Here is a 16,695-nt window from a genome sequence, read left to right on the forward strand (position 1 = left end):
CTATGCCCCGTTATGGTTAAGCTGTTTTTTTCCAGCGGAAGAGCCGCCGTTCGAGCGGTTTGAGCACCCCGGATTCGAGTGCGAGCATCAGCGCGACGAGCGTCACGGTCCACGCGAACACCTGGTCGGTCTGCACGAGGTCCGCCGCCTGACGCAAGCGGTAGCCGATGCCGTTCGACGAGCCGATCGTCTCCGCGACCAGCGACACGCGCCAGCCGAAGCCGAACGCGAGCCGCGCGCCGGCGAAGAAATGCGGCAGGATCGTCGGCAGAAAAATCTTGCGCATGATCTGCGAGGAGGTCATCCGGAAACTGCGCGCCAGTTCGACATGCTGACGATCCACCGTCAGCGCGCCTTGCCAGACGTTGGTCAGGATCAGCGGCATCGCGGTCATGAACACGACGAAGATCGTCGTCGCGTTGGAGATGCCGAACCAGATAATCGCAAACACCGCCCAGATCGCCGACGAAACCGTATTCACGATCGACAGCAACGGCTCGAAAAAACGCGCCGCGCGCGGACTCGAACCCAGCACGATGCCAAGCGGCGCACCGACGATCGCGGCCAGCACAAACCCCGCGAGCACCCGGTACAGCGTGATGCCGAGATCGTCGAAGAAGGTCTCGCTATGTACCAGCGCGATGAACGCGGCCCCGACTTTCGCGGGGCCAGGCAGCACGAATTGCGGCATACGCACCGATGCCAGCCACCAGGCGGCGACGAGCAGCGCAACCAGCACGGCGCGCTGGGCAACGAGTCCGGCAAATGAACGGGACGACAAACCAGACGGCGCAGTGGACATGGCTCAGATCAGCAGACGGAGTTGGCGGATCGCCTCGGCGACGGCGGGATCGGTGACGACGCGCGGCCGCGGCAGATCCACGCCGACGATGTCGCGCACACGGCCCGGCCGCGGCGCGAGTACGACCACGCGGTCCGCCAGCACGACCGCCTCTTCCACGTCATGCGTGACGAACAGCACGGTCATCCGGTGCAGTTCGCGGATACGCAGCAATTCGTGGTGCATCTGCTCGCGCGTCTGCGGATCGAGTTTCGAAAAGGGTTCGTCCATCAGCAGGATGCGCGGCTCGGTGACCAGACTGCGGGCCAGCGCGACGCGGCTGCGCATGCCGCCGGACAGTTGATGCGGATGCGCGTCGCCGAACGCGCCGAGGCCCACCAGTTCGAGTGCGGCAGCGGCGCGCGCGTGGCGTTCGCGCGTCGGCACCGGCGGCTGTTGCGCCTCGATACCGAACGCCGCGTTCGCATGCGCCGTGCGCCACGGCAGCAGCCGGTCCTCCTGAAACATGTAAGCGAGCGCGTGGCGCTCCCGCGTACCTTCCGCTAGCCGGCCTTCAATCCACAGTTCACCCGCGTCCGGCTCGACGAGACCGGCGACGATGTTCAGCAGCGTGCTCTTGCCGCAACCGGAGGTGCCGAGCAAGGCAACGGTCTCGCCTTGCGCGACGTCGAACGCGATCTGCTGCAACACCGGCAGCGCGCCGTAATGCTTGCTCACGCCGCGCAACGAAATGGCCTGCGAACTCATCGGCGCAACTCCGCCACGCTTAAGACCGGCAGGGAGGCGCCCGCGCTCGAGAGGCTCGCGTAGACTTTCTCCATCGTCATCGCCTGGAAGGTCTCGATATGCCGGCGCGCAATCGTTTCGGCGCGACGGCCGTCGCCGGCCTCGAACGCGTCGATCATCGCGTTATGGTCGTGCTTGATCTCGGGCTTGGTGCCCTGCACGCCGAAGCCGAGCGCGACGAGCCGGGACATTTCGTCCATCAGACCCGCTAGCGCGCGGTGCAGCCGCTCGTTGCCGCTCGCGGCCGCGATGGCGAGGTGGAAGTCGCGATTGGCGTCGAGGAATACATCGATCTGGTCGGAGAGCGCGCGCTCCGGGTACGGCACCCGGCAGGCGGCTTCAAGACGGCGCAGCAGCGCGATGTCGACATGCCCGCATGCGAGCCGCGCCGCCAGCGGTTCAAGTTGCACCCGCAGCGCGAACACCTCTTCGACGTCGCGCAGCGTGACCGGCGCGAGCCGATAGCCCTGACGCGGAATCGAGCGGACGAACCCCTCCTGCACCAGACGCACCAGCGCAATGCGGCAACTGTTCTTGCCGATCGCATAGGTTTCCATCAACTGGCTCTCGCTGACGGTCGAGCCCGGCATGAAGCGGCACGACAGGATATCGCGGCGGATTCGCGCGTAAGCATCGTCGCCGCGCGAGACTGCCGCACGGCTGTCGGCTTCGGTGGGATCTGCTTGTGGGTCTTCGTGGATTATCGACGACGGCATTGGTGAGCTGCTCACGACAGTTGCTTGAAACACTCAAGCGGGTATCGTAGGCGGTCTTTGCCGAATCGCTAACGAACAAAATGCGCTATCGATCTCATGCATTTTGCTAGCGTGGGCCGCCCAGCAGCGAACTCGTGCCTTCGGACGATCAGGTCGCCAGGCGGTCGAATGTGAGCCGCACGCCGATGCGCGACGCGTTGGGAGAGTTCGAGCGTGAGGCGGTAACGTGGTGCCGCGCGTCGAGTGGATGCGGGATGAGCAAATCGCCCTGAGCGTGCACCGTCCCCCTGCACAACGACCGTACACGATGCGCGGGAGATCCGCTGTAACGTCTAACGGGCGACCCGCAATACCTTCGCGATGGCCACCGGATCGTGTTACTGACGCTTTGGGCTTGCCATTGCACATCAAGGTCGTCTGCCTCGCGCCAGCCGCGAGGTTTATTCGACCCTCCGGTAACCCATCATGACCATCTCGTCGCGCCTACGCCGATTCATTCCAGGCCTCGCCCTGCTCACTTTCTCTACGATCGCCGCGGCAGGCGAACAACCAGTGCCGCGTAGCTGGATTGATCCCGATACCGGCCACCGCGTCATTCGACTGACCGACGAGCCCGGATCGGCCAGCCTCTACTTCAACATCAACGCTTTTACGCCGGATGGCAAGCAGATGGTCTATACCACTGCCGATCACGGTATCGGCGTAATCGACCTCGCGACCTTCGCGTCCCGGCCCCTCGTCAAGGGGCCGGTGGGCGGCGGCCCCGGCGCGGTGGTCGTTGGACGCAAGACACCTACGGTCTATTACTTCAAGGGCTCGTCCGACGACCCCCGATATGCGTCGCTCTGGGCGGCTGATATCGACACCGGCAAGCAGCGCAAGATCGCTGAGTTGCCATCCCGCGCCGGCATCTTCTCGATCAATGCCGACGAAAGCCTGGGTGTGGGCAGTTACATCGTCGGAGATGGCGAAGATTTCAATGGCCGTCAGGCCGGCCAGGCCACGCCTGCGAACTGGATCGCCGAGCCATTGAACAAGGAGCAGAAAATGGCCCGGCGTCTGGCCGCACGGCTGCCGATGATCGTGTTCACCGTTGATCTGAAAACCGGCCGCATCAAGCCCATCTTCGCGAGCACGGACTGGATCGATCATCTGCAGTTCTCGCCGACCGATCCAACGCTGCTGATGTATGCCCATCAGGGTGCATGGCAACAGGTCGAAAAGCTGTGGACGATTCGCACCGATGGGTCCGGCAACCGGCACATCGATCCACGCATCATGCAGATGGAGGGCAGCGGCCACCAGTGGTGGGACAACAACGGGAACATCTGGTACGACCTGCACTTTCCCGAGAACGTGGATGCCTTCGTGGCCAGCTACAACGTCGGGAACGGCAAGCGGATCTGGTATCACTACGACCAGCAGCAGTCGTCGATCCATTTCACCCGGTCTGCCGACGGCGCACTGTTTGCGGGTGACGGCAGCACGGCGCCGGGCGCACAATGGATTTATCTGTTCCGCCCGGAACTGATCAAGGACGACCACAGCCTCGGGGAAAACCTGATCCAGCCGGGACGTCTGAGAGCTGAGCGGCTGCTCAACATGTCCAGGCATAACTACCGGCTGGAACCGAACGTGCGCTTCACCCCCGACGGCAAGTATCTGATCTTCCGCTCGAACATGCTCGGACCCGTCTACGTCTTCGCTGTGGAGGTCGCCCGCGCAGTCTCCTCGTCTGGGGCCGAGTAAGTCTCACAGACTCAGCTTTTGCAATGCGGCCCGGGCACCCTCGCGGCATCGGAGTGGCGGCCCGGCTGCCAGGCTCGAGCCACCATGATGGTCAACGGCTCGCTGCGTGACCCACCCGCATGAGTCGGTCATACCGGCGCAGTGTGGCCTCAGAACTGGTACGTGAGCGTGCCGCCGATCGTACGCGGTTCGCCGATCCAGCCGATCACAGAACCATAATCGCTCTCGACCAGACGACGGTAATAGGTCTTGTTGAACAGGTTATTCACCCATACCGAGGCGGTCCAACTGCCGCGATTGAACTTGCCTCCGGTGCCCGCCGAGAGCGCTACGAGCCCGTAGCCCGGAATGCGTGTGAACGCCGAATCGTCGACGGTGCCGAACGCCCACGTGCGATATGAATAGCGGGCGCTGACGAATGACGTCAAGCCACTGAGCGTATGCCACGTATAGCGCGCCGTCGCATTGAAAGTCAGCTTGGGTGCGTTGAACACCTGATGCCCGGTCAGGTCACAGACAGCCGAGGAGCCCCCTGGTCCAAGCGTGACTTCCGGCGGGCAGATCGCCGGGTGATAGTTGAGATAGCGCGCGTCGTTATAAACGGCCGACGTTTGCAGCAGCAAGTGATCATCGGGCGTGTATTGCAGCGAGAACTCAGCGCCTCGCGAGCGGAACGTACCCGCGTTCGTCAGATATGTCGATTGCGTCGACGGGTCATACCCTTGCGTCTGGAAGTCGTTCACGTACGTGAGAAACACGTCAGCCTTCGCGTTCAATGTGCCATCGAACAGCGTGCCCTTGATGCCCAGCTCCGCGCTTTTCGTGCGCTCTGGCCGGATCACGAGTGAGTCCAGGCCTTCCTTCGCGGCCGCGCCCGATGAAACGTTGAGACCGCCCGCCTTCTCGCCGTACGACAGTGCAAGATAGCTGGAGACGTCGCGTGAGATGAGGTACTTGAAGTTCAGCGTCGCCGACGGCAGCGTATTGTATTGAGTCATGTAGCCCGAATCGAACGCGTTTTTGTTGTACCGCACGAACTGGCCGCCCTTCTTGTCATACGTGAGACGCACGCCCGAGGTGATATCGAGGCGAGGCGTCGCGTGAAACGTACCTTGCACGAAACCCGACCACATTTCGTCGTGCAACGTGCCATCGCGAATGACGGTGAGACCTTTATAGATAGTGGAATCGTAGTAGATGTTGGGCAGCGCGCTGTGACCGTAGCGCGTAAAGGCCTGGGTCGACTGGTTCTCACCCATATAGGTCGCGCCGAGCGCGAAATCGAAATACTTGCCGCGCGGCGAATCGAGGCGGAAATCCTGTAACCAGGAGCGGTCGAGAAACTGCGTGCCGCTGTCTGCGTAGATCGGGACGCTCAGGCTGTCGGCGGTGGAAGGAACGTAGCTGAAGTAGCGGTACGAACTTACCGAGCGCAGGTTGTAGCCGTTGTCAAAGCGGTAGTTCGCTTCGGCGGAGGCGCCGCCCTGCACGAGATGGAAGCTGTTTTCGTCGTCCAGTGCGACGGTGTGACCGCTGCCGCCGTACACCACCTCGTTGCCAACCCGCTGCGAATGGGTCAGAAAACTGTTGACGCCGTTGACGGAGTTCGACGAGTACGTCACTGGCGTCGGCGTTCCGTTTTCGTTGTCGTAGTCGGCGCTCAGGCGCACGCTGAACCGGCTGTTGGGCTTGATCAACAACTGGCCCCGCAGCGCGTTGCTCGAGTTTCCGTTGAGCGTGTGCCCGTTGATCACATTTGTGACGTCACCATCCGTGCTGGCGTGCGCGTAGTCAATGCGGCCCGCCACCGTATCCGAAATCGGGCCGGATAACATCGTGTGATTCATTACGGTGCCGCGCTCGGCGATCGACAGACTCTCCGAGCCGGTCAGTTTGAAGCTGGGCAGCGGCGTGTGGACGTCGACCACGCCGCCGGTGGAGTTCGCGCCGAACAACGTACCTTGAGCGCCGCTCAGCACGTCGACGTAATCGACATCTGCGAGCGCGCCGGCAAGCATGCCGGGCCGCGGCAGATAGACATTGTCGAGATAAACCGCCACGCTGCTCGGCATGCCGATGTTTTGCTCGCCGCTCATCTGCCCTCCGCCGTCGCCGATTCCTCGAATGGTGATTTGCGTATCGGACGGATCGGTGGTCTGCACGTTCAGTCCCGGCACGATCTGTTGCAGGTCCGCCAGCGACGTGATGCGCTGCTGCTGCAGCTCCGTGCCCGTCACCCGGTAACTGGAAGTAGGCGCGCGCTGCGGGTCCTCCTTTCTCGCTTGGCGAGTTGCACTCACCGTCACGGTGCCGAGCTCCGTCGTCTTCCCGGCGGTGCCTGCTGACTGGGTCACCGGCCGTTTTGGCCGGTCAGCTTTTGGGCCGCTTCCCTCCGTTGTCGACACGGCAGCCTGCACGCGGCGCACAGTCAGCGCGCGGTTGTCGATTGCCGCGACTTCGAGTCCCGTTCCCTTAAGCGCCTGAGCGATCGCGCCCTGCGCGCTCAGCTGGCCGTCCACCGGCGCAGCAACCAGATTCTCGACGATATGCGGATCGTAGCTGAGCGGCACACCGCTCTGCGCGGCGATGGACAGCAACGTACGGTTGAGCGGCTGCGCCGAAAGATGGAAGGAGTGCGTCGCAGTGCTCTGTGCGAGTGCAACGCCACTGGAGAAAACGAGCGCGGTTGCAAGAGTGCACAACGTTGTGCCGCTTCTGATGGTCGCTCGCGGTGACGCGCCGCATCGCGCGTTTTTGCCTGGTCGTTTCACGGTATCCCTGTCGTTGTACAGTTGCTTTTCAAGTTGATCGACTCGTGGAGCCGCGGCGCCTATGGCCAGTGGCCGGCGCGCGTCTGTCACATGGCGACGGTGGACATGTGCAGCCAGGGTGCGAAAGCGTCAGCGAGCGACGCGTGGACTTGCTGCATTTCACGCGTTTCAGAGCAATCGATTCGTGGAATACGCAGCACAACGAACCTGATAACGATTCGAGAAACGGTGCTTTGGGCGACGCGACGCGCAACTTAGAATTGCCGCTCCCGCATTTGCTCACCTTGCTCAAGACGCGTTGTGCGCAGCGCGTCAAGCCTGAACGTTATGGCGATCCCATCTCAAAGCTTGCGCGCCGATCGCACCGGCAACGCTGATACGCTGATCAGTCCGGCGCTCATGCGCGAACGTTTTCTCAGCGACGAATTCCGCCGCAGCTATGGCTGGCTCACCAGTTGCATGCATCGACTGGTCGGCTCCAGCAGCGACGCCGAAGACCTCGCCGCAAGTGCTTTCACCGAACTTGCAGGGTATCCGGACGTCAGTGCGATTCGTCAGCCTCGCGCGCTGCTGACAACGATCGCGCGACGCCTGACGTTCGAGCACTGGCGGCGCCGCGACATTGAACGCGCTTACCTTGCGCGGCTCGCTCTCGCACCGGAGCCAGTGGCACCGGCACCCGAAGTCGCGCTTGAAGCGGTGCAGGACATCCTGCTGATCGACGCCGCCCTGCAACGCCTGTCCGCTCGCGCTCGCGAGGCGTTCATCCTCAGCCAGTACGAGGACATGAAATATGCGGACATCGCGGCGAGACTCGGTGTCTCGGTCAGCATGGTGCGCAAGTACGTTGCACAGGCACTGGCGCTGTGTTGCGAGGTGTCATGAGCGCGCTTGCCGGGGCCAAGGTGCAAACGGCCGAGCGCACCGCAATCGAATGGGAGGTCCGGCTGCGCGAAGCAGAGCTGAGTCCGCACGAACAGGCCGCCTTCGACACATGGCGCAGCGACGAAGCCAACGCCCGCGCGTGGCAAGCGTTGCAGGCGCGCCTCGCGCGGATGCGCCCTGCGGTGCCGGCTGAACGCGCAGCTGTCGCCGACGCGTTGCGCGTGCCATCCGGGAAACGTCGCAGGCTGCTGCGTGCCGGGTTCGGCGGCATGGTCGCCGTACTCGGCTTCGCCACGGTGCGCGACGGTGTGCACCGGCTCGGGCTCGATGCCGACTGGCGCAGCCCGATCGGTCAGCGTCGCACCGTGCGTCTCACCGACGGCTCGCGCATGACGATGGATGCGGGCAGCCGCGTGTACCGCATAGCCGCGCCGAGCGACCGCGCGCTGCGCGTGTCCGCAGGCCAGGTGCTGGTTGAAATGCCCTCGTCGCGGGCCGGTGCGCCCGGGCGCTTCGAGACCGTACACGGCGTGGTCGAAGCAGACGGCGGTGCGCTTAACGTCGGGCGCATACATCGGCATAGTGTCGTGTCCGTTGGCCGGGGCGAAGCGCGCATTTCCCAGCCTGGCCGCGCGCCCGTCTACGTCGCGGCGGGCGAAAGCGTCGCGTTCACCGAAGCAGGATTAACGAGGTTTGCGCAGCCTTTCGATCTCGTGAGCGCGTGGACACGTGGCATCTTTGTCGCCGACAACCTGCCGTTGCCCGCGCTTGTCGATGTCTTCAATCGCTATGACTCCGGTGTGATCCGTGTGACTGGAGGGGCAAACCAGTTGCGCGTGAGCGGCGTCTTTCTTCTTGGCGATATTCCGCGAGCGCTCACTCAGGTCGCGGACAGCGCCCCCGTCGAGCTGACGCGAATCGGCGACTATGTCAGCGTTTTCAGCTAATTTTTGTTACGGGCACTGACGCTTCTTGAGTCCCGTTGCACATGTCCAATATGAGCCGCGAATGCGGCTTCGTCTGAACAACTTCCCTGCAACGTGACGGATTCCAGGACGTGCGCAACATTCCCATCGCGGCGCTCGCGCTGCTGGCCTGCGCGCCGCTTCAGGCAGCGCAGCATACGATCGTCAAGGACGACTTCTCCTCGTTCGACGCCCGGCGCTGGGTCGTCGAAGCTGAGCCCGCCTCCGCGAACGGTCCTACTGTTTCGGCTGCGCCTCGTGCGTCCGCACCGAGCAGCAAGCCGCCCGTTTATACACAAGCGCATGCGCTGGTGCTCAACGGCACACGCGGTCTGACCGTGTGGCTTCGCCAGCGTCTGAACGGACATTATGAAATCAGCTACACGCGCACAGTGCTCGACCACGGCGACCCCAACGACCGCGTGTCCGACATGAATCAGTTCTGGCTCGCGAGCGCGTCGCACGCGGGACACAGGAAGGATGATCATGCGCCACCGTTCGGCGGTTCGGGCCGCTTTACCGACTACGACTCACTGACGCTGTACTACGTCGGCGTGGGGGGCAACGACAACACGACCACACGTTTTCGTCACTACGACGGCACGCCGTCGCGGCCCCTGCTTGCCGAATACACCGCTCCGCCCTGGCTGCTGCGTGCCAATCACGCATACCGCGTGCGGATCGTCGTCGATGGCAGGGGCACACGTTTCTATCTCGACGGCAAGCCGTGCTTCGCGGCGGCTGGGCCGCTGCCGGACGCAGGCTGGTTTGGCTTCCGCTCGACCGCTTCGCGCCAGACCATTCGCGACTTTGCGATTCGCGCCCTGCCTTAAGCGAAGCGTGCGTCAAGCAACGAGACGATACCTATCAATGTCAATTAATACCTTTACGCCCGCGGGAGCCGCACGATGAGTGCAGCGCTCAGTCATCGTTATGCCGCTGTACGCCGGGCCGCGCAGACACAGAGATCAGCGCAGGCAGTCGCTCATCGTGACGATGAGCAAGCCGCCCAGGCACGCGCCGCCGCTGCGAGCGTTGAGCGTCCGGCTGGCGGCTCAGCCGCGCACCAGGCAGGACGCCAACCGGGCGTATCGCCGCCCGCGCGTCTGGCGACATCTCGAGCGCATCGTACGTTCGCACTGACGGCGATCGCGGTCGTCACGGTGCACGGAGCGCTCTGGTGGCTCGTCCACTCGTGGCAAACGCACGCGCCCGCTCGTCCACCGCAACCGTTGCCGATGACCGTGACGCTTGGCGCCGCTCCGCGTGCGCTGCCACAAGCCGCTCATGTCGAAGCTGCTGCGCAACGACCGTCCGTGGAGCCGCCGCGCGAGGCGAAGCGGCCCGCTCCTGTGCCGGCGCGGCCAGTCGAACACCGGGTGTCCGATCCCAGGCCGACATCGAAGCCTGCGATAACCCAGAGCGAGGCGCCGCCGCAAACTGCGCAGCAGACATCGCCGCCCGCGGGAGAGGCGGCCACTCAGCCGGCCACGCAATCAGCAACGTCAGCGGCATCGCCCGCGCAGCACGCCGACACGCCGCCCACCACTGCGCCGATCGGCGACGCCGCGTACCTCCGCAACCCTGCGCCGGACTATCCACAGATTGCGCAGGATCAGGGATGGCAGGGCCGCGTGCTGCTGCGCGTGCACGTGCTCGCCGACGGATCGCCCGAATCCGTAACGGTGCAGACCGGCTCCGGCCGCCGTGTCCTCGACGAGGCCGCGCGCGATGCCGTGCGCAACTGGCGCTTCGTGCCAGCCAGGCGCGGCGAGCAGGCGGTCGACGGCTGGGTGACGGTGCCGATCGACTTCCGGCTTGCACAGTAAGGCGCCATCTTCCTCCCGCATCGACCACGCTTACGATCCATAAAGGAACACAACATGACCGGTTCATCGACTCAATTCATCGTACAGGGCGCCCTATGGCTGCTCGGAATCTTCTCTGTGATTACGTGGACGCTCATCGTCGTCAAGGCTTTTCAGGCGACGCGCGCGGCAGCCGGCAGCCGACGCTACGGCAGCAGCTTCTGGGCAGCTCCCAGCTTTGCGGCAGCTGCTGCGCTCGACCGTCCGGACAGCCCGCTTGGCAGACTGGCATCGGCGGGCTTCGACGCGCTGGCCGGCGCGGACGATAGCGGCGCGGGAGACCTTGAACACAGCTGGAGCCGTCATGATCTGCTCGAGCGCCATCTGCGCCAGCAGATCCAGACGGAGCGCCGCCGCGCCGAAGCGGGTCTCGCCGTGCTGGCATCGATCGGCAGCACGGCCCCATTCGTCGGTCTGTTTGGGACCGTGTTCGGCATCATCCACGCGCTGGCGGCGATCTCGCATGCGGAGTCGGCAAGCATTGCGGTGGTTGCCGGTCCAATCGGAGAGGCGCTGGTTGCAACTGGCGTTGGCATTGCCGTAGCCGTGCCGGCTGTGCTGGGCTACAACTTTTTCGTGCGCCGCGTGAAAGGCGGCGCCGCAGACCTCGACGCCTTCGCAATCGACTTTGTCACGCTCGCGCAAAAGGCCGGGTTTCGTGTGCCGCGCGCGCAGGCCGCCCTCGCCCACCCGCTCAAGGAGGTACTCGCATAATGGCGTTCTCGTCTTCATCCGACGACGATGACGTGTTGAGTGAAATCAACATCACTCCGCTCGTCGACGTAATGCTCGTTCTGCTGGTCGCGTTCATCGTGACGGCGCCGTTGCTGAATAATGCGTTGCACGTGAAGCTGCCGAAAACGGAATCCACCGCTCCTGCGCCGGCCACCAAAACGGTGATGGTAAGCATTGATGCCCACGGGCAGATCTACGTGGATCGCGAGACTCGCACGCTGGAGCAGCTCGATGCGGCAATGCGCGCGCTCGCCGCGCGAGACCCGAACTCGGGCGTCTCGCTGCAAGCCGACGCGAGCGTGCCTTACGGTACGGTCGCGAAGGCGATGGCAGCGATCGAGCATGCGGGCGTGACAAAGCTTGCCGTTCTTACGGAGAGCGCGGGTGCCTGACAAATCGCTCGACGTCTGCCAACGTGCAATGGGTTGCAGAAAAGCTTCGTTGTTCAGCGATTGACGGCAGCCTGGATTGCAGCGAGCGGCATTGCGAACCACGGCGCGCTGCATTCGGTGCTCGCCGCGCAGCGCGTGCAGGATTCGCGTCGGCCCTGATGTTGCCTGCATCAATCGCGAATCCTTCACCCCTACGAGTCCTTCGGACATACAGCGACCCAGCACTGTCTCGAACACATGCCGCAGTACATCACTATCGCGAAAGCGTCCGTGACCGTCCTTTGAGAACGCCGGGTGTTCTGGAACATCACGGAGCGTTGAGCACGGTGCAAATCAGCTTCTGTGCATGCTCGCCGCGTTGCGCCGACGGGACCGCCGCCCCATACGTTTTTCAGTTTCCCGGAACGGGAAACTATCATCAGGCGGCGCGCCTGGGAGTGTTAGCGCTAACGGCGCTTCTCGTAGTGGTTGCCGTGCGAGCGTTTTTGTAGTGACCGCCCTTATGAAGGCATTGGTTTCGCGATTGCCCGCGCGCTTAACAACGCCGGAGCCAACGTTGTCCTAAACGGTCGCGCCAAACAGAAAGTCGATGCGGGCATTGCGCGCCTTGGGCGCGCGCGGGGCCATGCCTTCGATCTCGCACCGCGGACGGTTGTCATGGCCTGATCGAAGCCGAGGTCGGGCCAGACATCGTCGTAAGCAACCTGGGGATTTTTCAACCGAAAGATTTTTTTGATACCGATGACGATAGCTGGGATCGTCACTGGCAGGCACACGTCATGGCGGGTATGCGACTCGCCCGTGCTTATTTGCCCAGGATGGCAGGAAAGGCGTGGGGTCGTTTCGTCTTCCTTTGACATCGCCCTTCGATCAGCCGGACGCTAGCGCTCGCTACCCTCATTGACCGGAATGGGCCGGCCTGACCGCTGCTCAATTCAATGCGCTTGCTCATCGTGCTTCGACATCGGGCCGATAGATACCGTGTCTGCTATCCATCAGCGATTCCCCGATAGCCGCTACCTCGCCGTCTGACTTGCAGCCGAATGACCCGCTGCATTTCGCAACCAGCCTTCAGGGTGGGCGGCAGCGAACTGTTCGTTCTACCGCTCCCCGTTGTCAAAGTCATTGACGAACTTCTCCGCAATGAAATCCATCACGAGACGCACGGCCGCCTGCCGTCGCATGTCAACGTGGGCGATCAGATAAATATCACGCGACAGTTTTTCTGCGTCCACAGGCAGCGCGATTACGCGTTCATCGTCTGCCGCAAAAAAGTGGGGAAACGCAGCAATGCCCAGACCTTCGCGCGCCGCGGCAAGCTGGCTCACCAGATCGTTGCTCCTGAACCCGATGCGGCGGCCACCCGCGAAGTCAAGCAGCCATACCTGCTCCGGTACGTGATCGAGTGCCGCATGGTACGCAATGAACTGCCACTCGCCGGATGGCCGGCTGATGTAGCCCTGCGCCGCATACAGCCCGTAACTCACGCTTCCGATCCTGCGAGAAACATAGCTTGGTTCGGTAGGTTGGGTCAGGCGAACGGCAATATCCGCCTCCTGACGACTGAGCGAGATCATCGGCTGAGTGCCCAGGAGCGTCAGTTCGATTTCGGGATGCCGTGAAGCAAGTTCGGCAAAACGAGGCGCGAGGAAGACGCTCGCGAAAGCAGGCGGAGCACTGACAACGACTCTCGCCCGCGCTCCCGTGTTACGGCTTCGCACCGCCATTTCCAATGCATGAGCCTGCGTCTGCATGCCCTCGGCGACGCGCGCAACGTCGAGGCCCGCATCGGTTAACCGCCAACGTCTCGCAAGGCGGTCCACCAACGTTTCTCCCAACGCGTGCTCGAGCGCTGCAATACGCCGCGCAACTGTGGCGTGATCCACCTGCAGCTTGCGCGCCGCACCCGACAGAGTGCCCGCCTCCGCCAGGGCGATGAAATGTCTCATGTCATTCCAGTCGAACATTGGTGCAAATTCTCACAAGCGATGTGAATGCTTTCCGGGTTTCCGACTTCCGGTACCAGTGCTATTTTGCATGATGCTTGACATCTTATCGTGATGCCGGCGCCGAGTGCATGCGTCGCATCGCGTGGCATCTATTGATGGCGATGGAAATTAACGATTCCCGAGGAGCCAGGTTGATCAGGATTCTTCCCTTATGCCTCGGCACGTTTGCGCTTGGCATCGACGCGTACATCATGGCGGGCTTGCTGCCCGGCATCGCCAACACCTTCGCGGTCTCCGCCTCCGTGGCAGGTCAAACGGTCACAATGTTCACCGCGTGTTATGCCGTTGCAGCGCCGGTGTTTGGCGCACTGACGGCAGGCAAGCCCGTGCGGCGCGTGCTAGGCGCAGCGCTGATCCTTTTCACGCTCGCGAACACGCTTAGCGCACTCGCAACGAGCTTCACCGTCCTGCTCCTGTCGCGCGCAGCAGCCGGAGTCGGCGCAGGCCTATATGGTCCCAGCGCATTCAGTGCTGCTGCAAGCCTGGTTTCTCAGGAACGACGAGGCCGCGCACTCGGTCTCGTCGTGGGCGGCCTCGCACTGGGCACCGCCGTCGGCGTACCGTGCGGTCTCATCGTCGCTCACGGTTTCGGCTGGAGAAGCGCGATGTGGCTGATAGTGGCGCTAGGTGGAATCGCATTCACGGGCGTCGTTTCGCGCATGCCCGAAATCGCCGCCTCGAGACCACCTTCGCTTCGCCAACGCGTTGCAGTACTGGTCGACCCTCGTGTCGCTGCAACCATTGCTGTTTCATTCGTCACATCTGCCGCATCAATCGGGCTCTACACCTTCGTGGCACCGCTGCTGCGCGCGAGCGGCGGCATCACTGATCCGTTGCCTTATCTGTGGGCCTGGAGTGTAGGCGGGGTTCTCGGCATCTACTTCTGCGGCGCGCTGATCGACGCCACAGGCCACCCGGAATGGGCGATGTCGGTCGTGCAGATTCTGATGGTCACAGTTTTCGGAACCCTGGGACCAGCGCTGCCCTATCCCGCAGCGGCTCTCGCCCTGTTTGGTGTGTGGGGCGCCGCGGCGTGGTCCTCGCAGGCGCCACAACAACACAGATTGCTGACTTTGCATCCGGACAAAGCAGGCGTCGTCGTCGCATTACAGAGCTCCGCGCACTATCTCGGCAGTGCTGCCGGCGCTGCGCTGGGCGGGCTCGCCCTTGCCGCGGGCATCCGCCTTACGCAGTTGCCGATGTTATCTACGGCACTGGTCGTCATCGCCCTGTCAGGGCAACTCGGCATTGCCCTCTGGGCAAAGTCGGACTCGATCCGCTCTCGCCCAGGCGAGGCATGATCCCATCAAACAGGAAGTCCTCAATGAAAGCCATTCAGTATCGAAAATTCGGAGGCCCCGAAGTCCTCGAGTACGTCGGATTGCCCGACCCCGAGCCGCGAGCGGGCGAAGTGTTGATCGAAACCACTGCTATCGGTGTCAACTTTCCGGATGTTCGGGAGCGCATGGGTGTCTACAACCGGGCAGAGACGCAGGTCGGCGGCGTGACGCTACCTCAGGTCGGCGGGCTGCAAGTGGTCGGCCGTGTGCTGAATGCCGGCACCGAGGCGCACGACCACCTGGTTGGGCGCAAGGTGATGGCCCTGATGTCGAAGGGCGCTTACGCGCAACGCGCAGTGGCTCGCACTGACATGCTCGTTGAACTCGAAGACGATACCGATGACGTCGTCATGGCGAGCGTGCCGTGTCAGGGCGTGACTGCATTTCTCGCTCTTCAGGTTTGCACAGTGCTGCGCCCGGGCGAAAGCGTGCTGGTTCATGGCGCAGCCGGCGGCGTCGGCAACCTCGCGGTCCAGATTGCGAAAGTACTCGGTGCGGCCACGGTAATCGGGACCGCGAGTTCAGACACCCGCCGAGCCTTCGTATTGAGCCGTGGCGCCGACCATGCGATTGCTTATGACTCGCCGCACTGGCCGGAATCGGTCCTGAGCCTCACTGACGGCAAAGGCGTTGACGTGATCCTCGAAACAGTCGGCGGCGACGTCTTCGACGAGAACTTCGCCTGCCTTGGCATGCTTGGCCGATGTGTTGTCATCGGTTCGACGCGCGGCCCCGGCAAACCTCTCGCGCCGCGTCGGTTGATGGCAAAAGCGCAAACGCTGACCGGAGTCTATCTGCCCTCGTTTTTTCAGCGCCCGGATCTTATCCTGCGTGGTCTGCGCTTCCTGAAAGACGGCATTGCACAAGGACTGATTCGACCGAGGGTTGCGGCTACGCTCCCGCTGAGCCGCGCGGCCGATGCGCACGCCATGCTCGAACGCCGGGAAGCCCAGGGCGTCATCGTCCTCGATCCGAGGTACTGATCAATGGCCCTGCTCCAACGCGTTCGCGCAGATCAGTCATGGTCCCGCTCGCTGAACGCTCTCCGCGAGGATCGCAATCCCCAGGATTATTTATGAAAAAAAATTACCTCGCCGTGGCCGCGCTCGCCGGTGCGTTGATGTCTGCAGGTGCAACGTACGGCGCACAAACGGATGTGGCTCCTGTGAATCTTGACTCCGCGCACCCTTTGCCCGATGGATCGCTTGAAGATGTGAAGAACCGCTTCCGGCAATTGACATTGGCGGCAAACCGTCACGACGCTGCAGCCATAGAGAAGATGTTCTGGGACTCACCGTCAGCGCTGCTGGTCGCAAAAAGCGTCGATCCCGCAGAGGGAAGTTGGGCCGGCTTTTGGGGATCTGAATCAGTGGCGCACAAGCTTCAGGATATCTACGCTGCCGGCACACTCACACTGTTTCCCGACTGGGCAAAACTAAAGGTGGTGGGTATTTCTTCAACAGTCGCACAGACGTATGCGCCGATGAAAATCGCCGTCAGCTACGGCGGCCAGGATCCATCTCCGCGTCCGTTTATCATGATCATTCAATGGCTGAATCTGGATGGTCAATGGAAAATCGCGTCGGAAATCATCTTGCCAGTGCCGTCGCCCTGACCCGCCGCGATTTAGTCCGAACTCGCGAAATAGCACAACTCACCGCTGATCCAGGTCCTCAT

At 62.9% G+C, this 16,695-nt stretch carries 15 protein-coding genes and 1 pseudogene; 10 read left to right on the forward strand and 6 right to left on the reverse strand.

All coding sequences use genetic code 11. The features are described from left to right. Positions 1-16: 16 nt before the first annotated feature. Genes ABIE53_RS13080 through ABIE53_RS13090 form a run of 3 tightly spaced genes read right to left on the reverse strand, consistent with a single transcriptional unit; the run spans position 17 to position 2,304 of the window. A complete protein-coding gene (locus tag ABIE53_RS13080; protein ID WP_107706606.1) occupies positions 17-802 on the reverse strand; it encodes an ABC transporter permease in 786 nt (261 codons plus the stop codon). Between the two features lie 3 nt (positions 803-805). Beyond that, complete coding sequence (locus tag ABIE53_RS13085; protein WP_192698852.1) at positions 806-1,549, reverse strand: ABC transporter ATP-binding protein; 744 nt, start codon at positions 1,547-1,549, stop codon at positions 806-808. Beyond that, on the reverse strand, positions 1,546-2,304 hold the full coding sequence (locus tag ABIE53_RS13090) for a GntR family transcriptional regulator (protein WP_107706604.1): 759 nt from the start codon (positions 2,302-2,304) through the stop codon (positions 1,546-1,548). The genes ABIE53_RS13085 and ABIE53_RS13090 overlap by 4 nt, the downstream gene beginning before the upstream one ends. A gap of 465 nt (positions 2,305-2,769) precedes the next feature. On the opposite strand from ABIE53_RS13090, the gene ABIE53_RS13095 reads away from it, so the two are divergent. Beyond that, on the forward strand, positions 2,770-4,053 hold the full coding sequence (locus tag ABIE53_RS13095; RefSeq protein WP_107706603.1) for an oligogalacturonate lyase family protein: 1,284 nt from the start codon (positions 2,770-2,772) through the stop codon (positions 4,051-4,053). A 149-nt stretch (positions 4,054-4,202) separates the two neighbouring features. On the opposite strand, the gene ABIE53_RS13100 is transcribed toward ABIE53_RS13095, so the two are convergent. After that, positions 4,203-6,755 carry a TonB-dependent receptor gene (locus tag ABIE53_RS13100; protein WP_132384533.1) on the reverse strand — a complete coding sequence of 851 codons (2,553 nt, stop codon included), beginning with the start codon at positions 6,753-6,755 and terminating at the stop codon, positions 4,203-4,205. Between the two features lie 396 nt (positions 6,756-7,151). On the opposite strand from ABIE53_RS13100, the gene ABIE53_RS13105 reads away from it, so the two are divergent. From ABIE53_RS13105 to ABIE53_RS13130, 6 genes are all read left to right on the forward strand, one after another. Further along, positions 7,152-7,709: a sigma-70 family RNA polymerase sigma factor gene (locus ABIE53_RS13105; protein WP_244230934.1), complete on the forward strand. Its 558-nt coding sequence runs from the start codon at positions 7,152-7,154 to the stop codon at positions 7,707-7,709. Next, a complete protein-coding gene (locus ABIE53_RS13110) occupies positions 7,706-8,656 on the forward strand; it encodes a FecR family protein (protein ID WP_107706600.1) in 951 nt (316 codons plus the stop codon). The genes ABIE53_RS13105 and ABIE53_RS13110 overlap by 4 nt, the downstream gene beginning before the upstream one ends. Positions 8,657-8,766: 110 nt before the next feature. After that, entirely contained in the window at positions 8,767-9,507 is a 741-nt protein-coding gene (locus ABIE53_RS13115) for a DUF6250 domain-containing protein (RefSeq protein ID WP_107706599.1), read from the forward strand. A gap of 546 nt (positions 9,508-10,053) precedes the next feature. Further along, complete coding sequence (locus ABIE53_RS13120) at positions 10,054-10,503, forward strand: energy transducer TonB (protein ID WP_244230935.1); 450 nt, start codon at positions 10,054-10,056, stop codon at positions 10,501-10,503. A 54-nt stretch (positions 10,504-10,557) separates the two neighbouring features. Next, positions 10,558-11,256, forward strand: a complete 699-nt coding sequence (locus tag ABIE53_RS13125) for a MotA/TolQ/ExbB proton channel family protein (protein ID WP_107706596.1) — start codon at positions 10,558-10,560, stop codon at positions 11,254-11,256. After that, entirely contained in the window at positions 11,256-11,669 is a 414-nt protein-coding gene (locus tag ABIE53_RS13130) for an ExbD/TolR family protein (protein ID WP_107706595.1), read from the forward strand. Before ABIE53_RS13125 ends, ABIE53_RS13130 begins: the two co-directional genes overlap by 1 nt. A 133-nt stretch (positions 11,670-11,802) precedes the next feature. Here the strand turns inward: ABIE53_RS13130 and ABIE53_RS13135 are convergent. Then, positions 11,803-11,978, reverse strand: a pseudogene (locus ABIE53_RS13135) (IS5/IS1182 family transposase); the annotation flags it as partial. Positions 11,979-12,769: 791 nt separating this feature from the next. Then, positions 12,770-13,618, reverse strand: a complete 849-nt coding sequence (locus ABIE53_RS13140) for a LysR family transcriptional regulator (protein WP_181324798.1) — start codon at positions 13,616-13,618, stop codon at positions 12,770-12,772. Between the two features lie 128 nt (positions 13,619-13,746). On the opposite strand from ABIE53_RS13140, the gene ABIE53_RS13145 reads away from it, so the two are divergent. The 3 genes from ABIE53_RS13145 (at position 13,747) to ABIE53_RS13155 (ending at position 16,633) form a co-directional block, all read left to right on the forward strand. Then, positions 13,747-14,979, forward strand: coding sequence for an MFS transporter (locus ABIE53_RS13145; protein WP_376915289.1), 1,233 nt, complete (start codon positions 13,747-13,749; stop codon positions 14,977-14,979). 23 nt (positions 14,980-15,002) lie between these two features. Next, positions 15,003-16,001: a quinone oxidoreductase family protein gene (locus ABIE53_RS13150; RefSeq protein ID WP_107706592.1), complete on the forward strand. Its 999-nt coding sequence runs from the start codon at positions 15,003-15,005 to the stop codon at positions 15,999-16,001. 92 nt (positions 16,002-16,093) lie between these two features. Continuing rightward, entirely contained in the window at positions 16,094-16,633 is a 540-nt protein-coding gene (locus ABIE53_RS13155) for a hypothetical protein (protein ID WP_107706591.1), read from the forward strand. Positions 16,634-16,695: the final 62 nt, after the last annotated feature.

This window comes from Paraburkholderia sp. OAS925 (genome assembly GCF_040543975.1).
Taxonomy (GTDB): domain Bacteria; phylum Pseudomonadota; class Gammaproteobacteria; order Burkholderiales; family Burkholderiaceae; genus Paraburkholderia; species Paraburkholderia graminis.

Bases quoted from the DNA above. Each gene is read 5' to 3' on its own strand.
- ABIE53_RS13150 (WP_107706592.1), top strand. From the start codon at position 15,003: ATGAAAGCCATTCAGTATCGAAAATTCGGAGGCCCCGAAGTCCTCGAG.
- ABIE53_RS13125 (WP_107706596.1), top strand. From the start codon at position 10,558: ATGACCGGTTCATCGACTCAATTCATCGTACAGGGCGCCCTATGGCTG.
- ABIE53_RS13155 (WP_107706591.1), top strand. From the start codon at position 16,094: ATGAAAAAAAATTACCTCGCCGTGGCCGCGCTCGCCGGTGCGTTGATG.
- ABIE53_RS13145 (WP_376915289.1), top strand. From the start codon at position 13,747: ATGCGTCGCATCGCGTGGCATCTATTGATGGCGATGGAAATTAACGAT.
- ABIE53_RS13140 (WP_181324798.1), bottom strand. From the start codon at position 13,618: ATGAGACATTTCATCGCCCTGGCGGAGGCGGGCACTCTGTCGGGTGCG.
- ABIE53_RS13105 (WP_244230934.1), top strand. From the start codon at position 7,152: ATGGCGATCCCATCTCAAAGCTTGCGCGCCGATCGCACCGGCAACGCT.
- ABIE53_RS13085 (WP_192698852.1), bottom strand. From the start codon at position 1,549: ATGAGTTCGCAGGCCATTTCGTTGCGCGGCGTGAGCAAGCATTACGGC.
- ABIE53_RS13095 (WP_107706603.1), top strand. From the start codon at position 2,770: ATGACCATCTCGTCGCGCCTACGCCGATTCATTCCAGGCCTCGCCCTG.
- ABIE53_RS13090 (WP_107706604.1), bottom strand. From the start codon at position 2,304: ATGCCGTCGTCGATAATCCACGAAGACCCACAAGCAGATCCCACCGAA.
- ABIE53_RS13080 (WP_107706606.1), bottom strand. From the start codon at position 802: ATGTCCACTGCGCCGTCTGGTTTGTCGTCCCGTTCATTTGCCGGACTC.
- ABIE53_RS13130 (WP_107706595.1), top strand. From the start codon at position 11,256: ATGGCGTTCTCGTCTTCATCCGACGACGATGACGTGTTGAGTGAAATC.
- ABIE53_RS13110 (WP_107706600.1), top strand. From the start codon at position 7,706: ATGAGCGCGCTTGCCGGGGCCAAGGTGCAAACGGCCGAGCGCACCGCA.